The 10,147-nt window shown below is 67.1% G+C and carries 8 protein-coding genes and 4 pseudogenes; 4 read left to right on the top strand and 8 right to left on the bottom strand.

Going from position 1 to position 10,147, the window contains the following annotated elements; translation table 11 throughout:
• Positions 1–77: 77 nt before the first annotated feature.
• A pseudogene (locus ACWCXX_RS39430) lies at positions 78–565 on the top strand (IS6 family transposase); the annotation flags it as partial.
• 195 nt (positions 566–760) lie between these two features.
• On the opposite strand, the pseudogene ACWCXX_RS39425 reads toward ACWCXX_RS39430, so the two are convergent.
• The 6 genes and pseudogenes from ACWCXX_RS39425 to ACWCXX_RS39400 all read right to left on the bottom strand — a co-directional run bounded on the left by ACWCXX_RS39425 (position 761) and on the right by ACWCXX_RS39400 (position 4,531).
• Positions 761–1,071, bottom strand: a pseudogene (locus ACWCXX_RS39425) (FKBP-type peptidyl-prolyl cis-trans isomerase).
• On the bottom strand, positions 1,071–1,646 hold the full coding sequence (locus ACWCXX_RS39420; protein ID WP_451135891.1) for a hypothetical protein: 576 nt from the start codon (positions 1,644–1,646) through the stop codon (positions 1,071–1,073). The pseudogene ACWCXX_RS39425 and the gene ACWCXX_RS39420 overlap by 1 nt, the downstream one beginning before the upstream one ends.
• Complete coding sequence (locus tag ACWCXX_RS39415) at positions 1,643–2,896, bottom strand: DUF7224 domain-containing protein (RefSeq protein WP_451135889.1); 1,254 nt, start codon at positions 2,894–2,896, stop codon at positions 1,643–1,645. Before ACWCXX_RS39415 ends, ACWCXX_RS39420 begins: the two co-directional genes overlap by 4 nt.
• The gene (locus ACWCXX_RS39410) at positions 2,893–3,639 is read right to left on the bottom strand and encodes an ABC transporter ATP-binding protein (RefSeq protein WP_451135887.1); all 747 of its coding nucleotides are present in this window, start codon (positions 3,637–3,639) and stop codon (positions 2,893–2,895) included. Before ACWCXX_RS39410 ends, ACWCXX_RS39415 begins: the two co-directional genes overlap by 4 nt.
• Positions 3,640–3,727: 88 nt before the next feature.
• Complete coding sequence (locus tag ACWCXX_RS39405) at positions 3,728–4,159, bottom strand: hypothetical protein (RefSeq protein WP_451135885.1); 432 nt, start codon at positions 4,157–4,159, stop codon at positions 3,728–3,730.
• 102 nt (positions 4,160–4,261) lie between these two features.
• The gene (locus ACWCXX_RS39400) at positions 4,262–4,531 is read right to left on the bottom strand and encodes a hypothetical protein (RefSeq protein ID WP_451135883.1); all 270 of its coding nucleotides are present in this window, start codon (positions 4,529–4,531) and stop codon (positions 4,262–4,264) included.
• A 380-nt stretch (positions 4,532–4,911) separates the two neighbouring features.
• Between ACWCXX_RS39400 and ACWCXX_RS39395 the strand changes: the two are divergent.
• The 3 genes and pseudogenes from ACWCXX_RS39395 to ACWCXX_RS39385 all read left to right on the top strand — a co-directional run.
• Positions 4,912–5,181: pseudogene (locus ACWCXX_RS39395) on the top strand (IS6 family transposase); the annotation flags it as partial.
• 109 nt (positions 5,182–5,290) lie between these two features.
• Positions 5,291–6,376, top strand: a pseudogene (locus ACWCXX_RS39390) (integrase core domain-containing protein).
• 168 nt (positions 6,377–6,544) lie between these two features.
• Entirely contained in the window at positions 6,545–7,396 is an 852-nt protein-coding gene (locus ACWCXX_RS39385) for an NmrA/HSCARG family protein (RefSeq protein WP_451135881.1), read from the top strand.
• Positions 7,397–7,890: 494 nt separating this feature from the next.
• Here the strand turns inward: ACWCXX_RS39385 and ACWCXX_RS39380 are convergent, their stop codons facing one another.
• Together ACWCXX_RS39380 and ACWCXX_RS39375 are read right to left on the bottom strand one after the other, a co-directional pair.
• The gene (locus ACWCXX_RS39380) at positions 7,891–8,829 is read right to left on the bottom strand and encodes a DUF4231 domain-containing protein (protein ID WP_451135879.1); all 939 of its coding nucleotides are present in this window, start codon (positions 8,827–8,829) and stop codon (positions 7,891–7,893) included.
• A 4-nt stretch (positions 8,830–8,833) separates the two neighbouring features.
• On the bottom strand, positions 8,834–9,394 hold the full coding sequence (locus ACWCXX_RS39375; RefSeq protein ID WP_451135893.1) for a hypothetical protein: 561 nt from the start codon (positions 9,392–9,394) through the stop codon (positions 8,834–8,836).
• Positions 9,395–10,147 lie beyond the last annotated feature (753 nt).

Raw genomic sequence — 10,147 nt, 5'->3', positions numbered from 1 at the left:
GGCCCTGATTCGTGACCGACGGTGCTACCAGGTCACACCCCCAGTGACAGCGGCGGCTTGACATCAGCATTGGGAAGCACCTGGACGAGGTCTTCCTCAGGATCAACGGCGAGCAGACGTACCTGTGGCGGGCCGTCGACGCCGACGGCACCGTCCTGGACATCCTGGTCCAGAACCGGCGGGACACCGCTGCGGCCAGGCGGTTCTTCCGTAAACTGCTCAAGACGACCCGCACGGTGCCGAGGGTGGTCGTCACCGACAAGCTGCGCTCCTACGGCGCGGCCCACCGAGAGGTCATGCCCTCCGTCGAGCACCGCTCACCAGGGCCTGAACAACCGGGCCGAGAACCCCCACCAGCCCACCCGGCAGCGTGGAACGCGCGATGAAGGGCTTCCGCTCCGTCGGCGGAGCCCAGCGGTTCCTGGCCGCGTTCAGCGGTATCTCGCCCCACTTCCGACCCCGCCGCCACCTGATGACCGCCCCCGAATACCGCACCGAGATGACCACCCGCTTCGCCATCTGGGACGAGATCACCGGCGCCACCGCCCTGCCCACCGCAGCATAAGCCAGGCCCCCGCCCGACCCCTACACACCCTGACGCGCCCTCAATCGATCAACACCCCACCAACGTGACAACGCCGCGGTGCGTGATGGCGCCCGGCCCGCGGCGGTGGACGAGAGCCGGGCGCCCGATCTCAAACCGGTGGCCCGGGACCGGTGCACCTCGTACGTCCGCCGGGCGGGGACCGATGCGGTGGGGTCAGACGGAGAGCAGGTCGCAGACGAAGATCAGGGTCTCGCCCGGCGCGATCGCCGTGCCGAAGCCCCTGTCCCCGTAGCCCAGGCAGGGCGGGACGGTGAGCCTGCGCCGGCCACCGACCTTCATGCCCTGCAGGCCCTGGTCCCAGCCCGCGATGACGCGGCCGGCACCAAGCGGAAACGAGAACGACTCACCGCGGTCCCAGCTGGCGTCGAACGGCTCGCCGTGGAGAAAGCGACGCCGACGCAGTGGACCGTGACGTTGTCCCCGGGCTTGGTACTGGTGCCCTGCGCTCCTCGTGGTTCAGGCATCAACGGGAAACTGAAGTCCGCGAGAATGCCAATAGGAGTGCGAGTGCGAACAGGACCACCGTGACGAGCCACGCAGTCATGCTGTCGGAAGGGTAGAGGGCAATGGCCCACCAGGTGTGGGTCGCGAAGCCATCGGGGTTGTAGGCGCGGCCGAGGATGAGGTTGATGATGAGGAGCATCAGTCCTGCTCCTGCTGCCGTGGCTTCGTTGGCGACGCGGCGTGTGAGGAGCGCGAGGGCCAGAAGGAGAGTGACGTTGCGGGCGATGTCCATTCCCACCACCAGCCCGGCCGCGTGCGCGAGGGCCGCGGTGAGAATGATGGCACCTTGATCGAACCGGAGGACGGGCAGGACTGCCGTCGTCTCGGCTTCATGTAGCTGCCGTTCCAGGCAGTACATGACGGCGACGACGATCAGAATGGGTGTGAAGTAGGCGAGTTGGGCACTGCCCATGCCGCTGGTCAGGCTCGGGACAGGGACCTCGCTCGCCCCCACGGTCCAGCACACCGCGACGAGCATGGCGAGCGCCGCGGGGGCGCTCCACCAGCGGCGCACAGTGATCGCATAACGGTTCATGAGTGGGCCTTGTTGCAGCGCTTTTGGCTCACGGCCGTCTTGGTGAACCAGTCGGCCTGCTCTTTCGCGGGAAGCCGGCGGATCTTTTGGAGTGTCGCCCAATCCGTAGGGGGCAGCGCTGCCTGTACACCCTGTTCGTCCACTCCGACCACCAGGGCGGCCCAGGCGGCGGCGGGTGAGCCCGGCTGCCGGCAGTCGTTCACACCGGCAAGCGCGGCGGTGCCGGTTACTGCCGATTCCGCCAGGTCGGCGGCGTACTGAGAAGGGTCTTGGCCACCGCGGAGCGGAGGCAGCGACCAGTACAACGGCCACGTGCCCGGCTTGAGGGGAACCTGCGCCGAGGTTACGCGCAGCTCTTCGGGGCCAGCTATTCCGGCGTCCTTCAGCTGTTTGATCGGTGCCAGGGCGTCTTGCCGCAGCTGTTGAGCGTAAGGCTCGTACTCCGGCGGTACGCACACCCTCGGTGCTTGCCCGGTACAGGTCATGGCGACGCTACGAGGGTTTGTGGGGTTCTGGTAGCCCCAGTCGATCACAAAAGCGCGGCCGGCGATGAAGGTGACTACCGTCATGACAACGGCAATGGCCACCGCCAAGGCGCGTTGGCGCATCCGGGCCAGAATCCAGAACGCGAGTGCCAGGCCGGCAACTACGCCCCACGGCACCAGATAGACAGCTGGGGCGAGCACATCGGTGACGGTCGACGGGCCGTCGATGAAGCCACCCAGGTGGCGCACCCAGGGGTTGGACATTGCGTGCGGCATGGACAGCCACGCCCAGCAGCCGATGCCGGCAGCGGGTGCCGCGATACTCCTGGGCATGATGAGTCCGAGGCACCAGCCGATGACCAACCAACCGAGGGAAAGCACGACCAGGTGCGCAACGGCGAGCCATCCGGCCCCACCGGGGAACACGCCCACCGCCTGGTAGGCCACGATGAGCGCCCCGGCGACGAGGATGATCAGCAGAATCAGGACGGGGGTGACAGCCCTCAAGAGCTGCCGTACCGCGCTGCGTTGGCCGGTGGTGCTCAAAGCGCCCAGCAGGCGGTGGCGGCCCGCCTCCCACGCGGCAGCTGCGGCCACTGCCGGGGCGATGACTGCGATGGCGTGGGCGGCCAGTTCACCGGACTCAACCCCATACCTCGATGGCGAGGTATGGGTGGCGTCGTCGATGTACAAACCTGCGTATACCAAGATGGGAAGCACCAGCCACGGTGCGGCCGAGGCGCGGAGATTTGCCCAGGTGATCATTCGGCCGCCTCCAGGAGCGACGCGTAGGCGCTCTCCAGGCGTCGGCCCGGCGCGCAGTCCGGGGCTGCGTGGCCGGCGAATTCCTTCACCGTGCCCCTGAACCTCGGTTTCCCCGATTCGAGGACCACGACCTCGTCGAAAGCCTCGTCGAGGTCGCCGATGTCGTGAGTGGAGACGATCACATGGACGCTGCCGCGCAGCGAAATCAGCAAGTCGAGGAATCGACGCCGCTGATGCGGGTCGAGCCCGACGGTTGGCTCGTCGAGAAGCAGCAGTTCGGCGTCATGGACAAGCGCCTGTGCGATAGCGATCCGCTGCTGCTGACCACCAGACAATGTCTTGATTTTGCTGTTGATTTTTTCGGTGAGGCCTACTCGTTCGATCGCCTCTGTTGCGGCGTGCCAGGCATCACGCTCCTGCATGCCCTTGAGCCAGCCCACATACGCCACATGCTCTCGGCACGTCAGCCCAGGAAGGAATCCAGGGCGTTGTGGCAGCCAGGAAACCTTGCTTCGGTAGGCCCGCGCGTGTTTGCGATTGGCTGGATCAAGCTCCCCGTACTGGATACGTCCCGAATGTGGAATCGAAGCGCTGGCGCCGAGGGAGAGCAGCGTGCTCTTGCCCGCACCATTGGGGCCGAGAAGGACGGTATGGCCGGGCGAGAACGCCAGATCGAGCCGGTCGAGGACCGGACGTGACCTGCGACCGTAACCGAAGGTGCAGGACTGGTATTGCAGGGGCATGGACGAGACCTCGTGAGCAGAAAAGGAAGCCCCCTCGGGGACGCGCCCGCACAGTGCGGGCGCGTCCCCGAGGGAGGGGAAAGGACGCTTAGTACGTTACGGTCAGTGAATCGACCCAGACGTGCACACCCACAAGGGCATCGTTAACAGCGAAGTAGTAGTCGCCGGAGCCGTGGTCATCCCAGTTACCAGAAGAGGTCGACGTGGCGCTGACAAAGCAGTTGGTGAACGAAGCTCGCGTGTAGGCCGGGTCCGGCCCGAGGGTGTCCTTACGGAGGAGGACGGTGACGTTCCTGTCGGTGTAGTCATCCTTGCAGCCGGTGAACTTGATGTTGGTGGAACCGCCAGTGTCGTACCAGCGACGGGACTCGAAGCCCGGACCGGCATTCGACAGAGAGCTGGACCAGCTCGCCGCCTGGGCGGGCGCGGCGATAAAGCCGAGCACGGCGGCTACACCGAGCACCACGGTGCCTATGCGACGACCAGACTCACGCAGGGGCGTCAGACGTGCAGATCTCATGTGTCTTCCCTTGAGTTGATGTGAAGGAACAGTCGAGATGTTAGGTACATGACCAACTCATGATCAACGGCGACTAGCGCTTTACTTTCCCTTTGCTATGCGCTATCCGTCGACGAATCCATTGGTGACAAAAGGGAATTCACAGGTTAATGCGCCGGAATAAAGAAGGCCGAAAAACGCCTCTCTGGCTGATTCTTCGTTGAGTCGACGGGCGCATCCCAGTACCGCTACAGATGCTGCGGGACACTCTCGCCCTGGCCGATCGGTCCCCGCGGCATTCTGCACTGGCTCAAACACAGCCCGAACGCCGTCCTCTTCACCAGCCTGGCCGCCTCCGGCGAACCGATTACCCACCAGCAGCTCGATCAGCACCTGTCCAGCCGACACCTGTCCGACAGCCGCGCCGCCCACGGCAACCTCCGCAACTGGGCCCGCCTCACCGCCCTGAACCGCACCGGCCGCCGTCCTCCGCTGGGCCTTCAGCCTCGGATCAGGCACATAACCCACCACTCGACTGACCACCCGTCTCTACCGGCGGATGTCGAGGGCGTCGAGGTCCGCTCGCCGTAATTCCCCAGTTGCTGACGTGAGCCGACGGTGAGGCGATCCGTGTCAGTCCCACCAGAGCACGACGAGATGCTGCCGTTGGGATGCACCCCGGTAGAACTCGCGCATGGCGTCGAAGGGCACTGTCACGTTGACTGACCGGCCTGGGATGATCTTCTGGTTGGTCGTGCTGGGAGGGGGCGTCCGTGGACAGCGCACCGCCGTCGTACAAGGGCCACCGGTACCCGGTGGAGATCATCGCGCACTGTGTGTGGCTGTACTTCCGCTTCCCGCTGTCGTTCCGCGAGGCCGAGGAGCTGATGCTCGAGCGCGGTGTGCTCGTCTCCCACGAGACGGTCCGCCGCTGGTGTACGAAGTGCGGGGAGGCCTGCGCCAACGGCCTGGGCCGTCGGCGTGTGCAGCCGGGCGACAAGGGGCACCTGGACGAGGTCTTCCTCAGGATCAACGGAGAGCAGACGTTGTCCCGCTCGGAAACACGATTCTGGGGCCTGAGCTGGAAGTTCCCAGATCGCAGGACTGACCGGCACAGCATCTGCGACGATCCTTATCTGCGACGATCCTTCGATGCCGCTATCAGTCGTCGCCGAGCTGGTCCGGAATCTGATCACGATGCCCGCAGTTGTACTGCGCAGCCGCGTAGCGAAGGATGCGGAGGTGATGGCGTTGCGGCACGAGAACGCGGTGCTGCGCCGCCAGATCGCCCGGGTTCGCTACAAGCCCACCGACCGGATCTGGCTCGCCGTGCTCTCCCGGCTGGTCCCACGCGAGCGGTGGCGTCAGGTGTTCGCTGTCACCCCTACCACGCTGCTGGCCTGGCACCGGCGCTTCGTCGCTCGGAAGTGGACGCATCCTCAGCGCAGCCGCCCAGGACGGCCCTCCACCGCGTCCACCGTCAAGCAACTCATCCTGCGCCTGGCGAAGGAGAACTACGCCTGGGGCCACCGCCGGATCCAAGGTGAACTCGCTCGCCTCGGCTACTCGATCGCCCCGTCCACGGTCTGGGAGATCCTGCGCGCCGCCGGCATCGATCCCGCTCCGCAGCGCTCCGGCCCGCCCTGGCGTGAATTCCTCACCGCCCAGGCCCACGGCATCCTCGCTGCCGACTTCCTGCACCTCGACACCATCTCCCTCAAGCGCCTGTACGCCCTGGTCTTCATTGAGCACGACACCAGATGAATCCACCTCGCCGGTGTCACCGCGCACCCGACCGCCCAGTGGACCGTTCAACAGGCGAGGAACCTCGCCACAGCACTGGACCGCCGCATGGATTCCCTGCGTTTCCTTCTCCGCGACCGGGACAGTAGGTACACCAGCGCCTTCGACGCCGTCTTCGAGGCCGACGACGTGGAGGTCCTACTCAGTCCACCGCGGGCACCCAAAGCGAACGCGATCTGCGAGAGAGCCGTGGGCACCCTGCGCCGCGAGGTCCTCGACCGCGTGCTGATCTACAACGAGGCCCATTCCGTAAAGGTGCTGACCGAGTACATCCAGCACTACAACCAGCACCGGCCGCACCAGTCCCGACGGCAACTATCCCCCGATAGCGCCGAACCACCCGCCCCGGCCACCGTCACCGATCTCCAGAACCACCGGATCCGACGAGAATCAATCCTCGGAGGATTGATCAACCAGTATCACCGAGCCGCCTGACCGAGCGACATCTCCACAGCTCACTGCACCGAATCGTATTTTCGGACGGGACAGCCTTCGTCGGACGAACGGCCCGCCGCGATGCCGGGCATGTCGTCCGGGACCTTTGGTTACCGTTGGGACGGCCGATGGCGCCTTGTCATCCGCATGTGAGGAAGGGAGCCTTCGATGACCGATGAGCCGATCTTGGTGCTTGCCGCAACCGGCGGACAGGGCAGGGTCGTGAGTGCCGCGCTGCTGGACCGTGGAGTCCGGGTGCGGGCGCTGGTACGTGACCCTGGCCGAAGCGCCGCGCGGGAACTGGCCGACCGGGGTGTCGAGGTGGTGGCGGGATCCCTGAGCGATCGTGAGTCACTCGCCGCGGCGATGGACGGGGTGGCGGGCGTCTTCGCGTTCACCACTCCCTTCGAAGCCGGTGTGGACGCGGAGGTGAACCAGGGACGGGAGATCCTGTCTGCCGCAACCGGGAAGGGCGTTCCGCATCTCGTGTTCAGCTCTGTGGCCGGCGCCGACCAGGAGAGCGGGGTACCGCATTTCGACAGCAAGGCACGCATCGAGGCGGAGCTGGCCGCAGGCGATGTGCCGTACACGATCCTGGGGCCGACGTACTTCTTCGACAACGCGCTGGGCGGAGCGCAGCGCATCCTCGGCGGCGTACTCGACCTGCCGCTGCCGCCCGATCGGCCGTTGCAGCAGCTTGCCCGCACCGACCTCGGCGCGTTCGCGGCGGAAGTGCTGCTCAATCCGGCTTCCTACGTCGGGCGACGCATTGAACTGGCCAGTGACGCACCCACCCCGACCGAGATGGCGGCCACACTCGGCGCGACCCTGGGGCGGGAGGTCCGCCATGAACAAGTACCGCTGCCGGCGATCAGCAATCCGGACATGCATGCGATGTGGACATTCCTGAACGGCCCTGGCTATCGCGTCGACATTCCCGCCCTTCACGCTGCTCACCCGGAAGTCCACTGGACCCGCTTCGCCGACTGGGCACACCACACGTGGGCGACCGCCCACTGACCATCGCCGTCGGCAGCAAGGTCCTCCAAACGAAGTCTGTTCAGTGGCAGTGGCGCGGTACGGGCGGTAAGGGTGGCTGCCCTGCGAGTCCGCCCGCACCATCTCAGATTTCCGACCACGACAATCGCCTCACGGGAAGGTGCGGCATTCCTTGCGCAAGCACCACGCAGCCGCATGGCTCGGCTCGGCAGGCTGGTGCCGAGCCGAGCCATACTCTTACCCCTCTGCGCACAACAGTTGTTCTCAAGGTGCACAGCAAGCACCGTTGCAGTACTAAGGTCCGGGCGGACGGCCGGAAACTGAGGCCATCAAAGACCCGGTGGGCTGTCTGATCGGCCTGGCCCTGCCCCAGCGGTGCGGCGGCGTCCGGTGCCACGACCGCGTGCTGCTCGACTTCGGGCAGGATTGCCCGCGCTGCGAGGAGAAGCAGGCCGGCCGCTGCGGCCAGCATCACACGGTCGCGGCGGCCGCCGGCGCCGGTAGACGGTTCGCCGTCAGGCCGCGGGCGGCTGGCTGGAGGGCGTGGCCTGGTCGGCGGGCTGGTCCAGCTGCTGCTGGCGGCGCCGCTGCTCGTTGCGGTGCTGTTCGACGCGCTGGGTGAACACCTTCAGCACCTCGCCTTCGCGGCCGTTCCCGTACTCGCCGTACGGGCCGATGCCGAGCCGGACGGCGTTGGCCTCCTCCTCGATGGCGTCGGCGGTCTGCTGGAGGAAGTAGCTGCGCTCGCGGAACTTGTAGTAGCCGGTGAACATCGCGGCCACCGTGATGGCGAAGCTGATGCCGGTCAGGGTGACGCTCTGCCAGGTCAGCTCCTTGCCGGTGTCCAGGGCCGCGATCGTGGTCGTGGAGGCCGAGCCGATCATGATGAGAGTCTGCAGACTGTTGTGAATGCGCCGGTACTTACGGCTGTCGGCCTGGTACTGCTCGATCGCGGTGGTGACTTCCTCGCGGTAGAGCTTGCACCGCTCGTCCAGGCCCGGGTTACTCCTGGCCTTCTGCTGCCACAGCGACTCCTGCGCGGAGGCGAGCTGCGCCTCCAGGCGCTGGAGGGTCGGCACGTCCCGCCCGCCGAAGCGGACGCCGATCAGCGCCAGCAGGGACATCAGGAGCAGGCTTCCGCAGATCAGGTCACCCACGACGAACCGCGCCGGGTCACCTGTGGTGAGCCAGGCGATGCCCGTGCCGGTGACGGCGGTGAGTAAGGACAGCCAGCAGATCACCGCCCCGGCACGCCAGATGCGGTCCAGCCGCCGGCGTCGGGCGAGCTTCTCCTGGGCGTCGATGACGAGGTTGGTGGTCACCACATAGATCCGTTCGTCGGCGTCCCGCTGGCGGGCGTGAATCCGTTCGGCTTCGTCCCGCTTGCGGGCGTTGATCAGGTCGTCCGCGTCCTGGATGCGGCGGGGCGCGTCGTCGTCGAAGTCGCGGGCCACGAGCTCAGCGGGCGAACGCTTCGGTCAGGCTGATGCGGTAGCCGTCCTCTTCCATCAGCACGACGGTGACACCGAACGGGTCGGGGTGGTCCAGCTCGATGGGGGTGAAGGAGAAGTTCACCGCGGCCTGGATGGGCGGGACCAGTTCGCCGCCGGACTGCGGCGCGGGGGCCGGCCTCCAGTCGGGGGCCACCGACGCCCAGCCCTCGGGGCTGCGGGACAGGAGCTGCTCGGTGTAGGGGAACTGGTGCAGGACGTGCCCGCCCGGGGTGGCGAGCACCATGTTCAGGCACGGCGCCGGGCCGACGATCGGCAGCTCGCAGGCGGTGGCGACGTCGTGGGTCTCCCAGGCGAGGACGACCTCGTCCGCGCCGGCCGCCGCGGCGATGTTCGCGAGTTCCGCGATCCCGGCGAGCGCGTCCTGGCCGACCTTGAGCGGGCGGACCCAGATCAGCCCGACCAGCTCGCCGCGTACCAGCGGCATCATCAGCGGGCTCGGCACGACCCCCTCGCCCAGCGAGGCGGTGTACGTCTCCTTCGCGACGCCGACCAGTCCGTCCCACATCCGTGCTTCCACGGGAATCCCCCTGCCGTCCGTTGATCCAATCACCGCACCCTGTCACGGGGTTCGAGGCCGTGTCAGCGGGATGATCAGCCAGCGTGCGGCGGGGGAGAAGCCGGATTCACGCGGTGCCAGCTGCGGGGCACCAGCGCGGCAGTGCTGGATTGTCCCACGCGCCCAGAGCCTCACCCAGGCAGGCGGCGACCGGCTGGCCCCGATTGGGCAGGACCACGTCCAGCACCGCCAGGCCGATGCCACCTACAGCGTCGCGCTGTGTCGTGCGCGTGCCGAGCATGCTGGTCCGGGCCCCGGCACACCACGGCTGAGAAGAGCCTCGTAATGCAGGAGCGGGACCGCTACCACGGTCCAGGTGGCGATCCCTGCACATGCCGAAGCAACAGGAACGACGACTGACCGGACACCGGAGTCGGCGTGGCGGACAGTGACAGCAACCGGCCGGTGCACCGCCGGAGGGGCTGGGGCCCTCGGCTGCGGGTTGTCATGGTCCCCGACCGTACGGACCGCGCTCAGCAGGGCGGGGGGCAGCGGGACCGGAGCGGTCGCGCCCCGGGGCGGGCTGATCTCCGGGGCGCGGAAAGCCGGGCGGCCTATGGTCGGGTCAGGGGGCGGGGGTGTAGGTGACGGGGGTTCCGCCGCAGCCGGCCGCGATGTCCAGGAGCCGGTCCTTCTCGAGCTCGTCCACGGCCAGGTCCCAGCGCAGTTTGGTCGCGGTCCATTCCGCCGCGTAGCGGCACA

Source organism: Streptomyces sp. NPDC001732, from assembly GCF_053596315.1.
Note: the sequence above shows the minus strand (reverse complement) of the source record. Positions and strands in the feature narration are given on the sequence as shown.

What these genes read in the sequence shown, in the direction of transcription:
- ACWCXX_RS39385 (WP_451135881.1), top strand. Translation starts at nt 6,545, where the DNA reads ATGACCGATGAGCCGATCTTGGTGCTTGCCGCAACCGGCGGACAGGGC.
- ACWCXX_RS39375 (WP_451135893.1), bottom strand. Translation starts at nt 9,394, where the DNA reads ATGTGGGACGGACTGGTCGGCGTCGCGAAGGAGACGTACACCGCCTCG.
- ACWCXX_RS39415 (WP_451135889.1), bottom strand. Translation starts at nt 2,896, where the DNA reads ATGATCACCTGGGCAAATCTCCGCGCCTCGGCCGCACCGTGGCTGGTG.
- ACWCXX_RS39405 (WP_451135885.1), bottom strand. Translation starts at nt 4,159, where the DNA reads ATGAGATCTGCACGTCTGACGCCCCTGCGTGAGTCTGGTCGTCGCATA.
- ACWCXX_RS39420 (WP_451135891.1), bottom strand. Translation starts at nt 1,646, where the DNA reads ATGAACCGTTATGCGATCACTGTGCGCCGCTGGTGGAGCGCCCCCGCG.
- ACWCXX_RS39410 (WP_451135887.1), bottom strand. Translation starts at nt 3,639, where the DNA reads ATGCCCCTGCAATACCAGTCCTGCACCTTCGGTTACGGTCGCAGGTCA.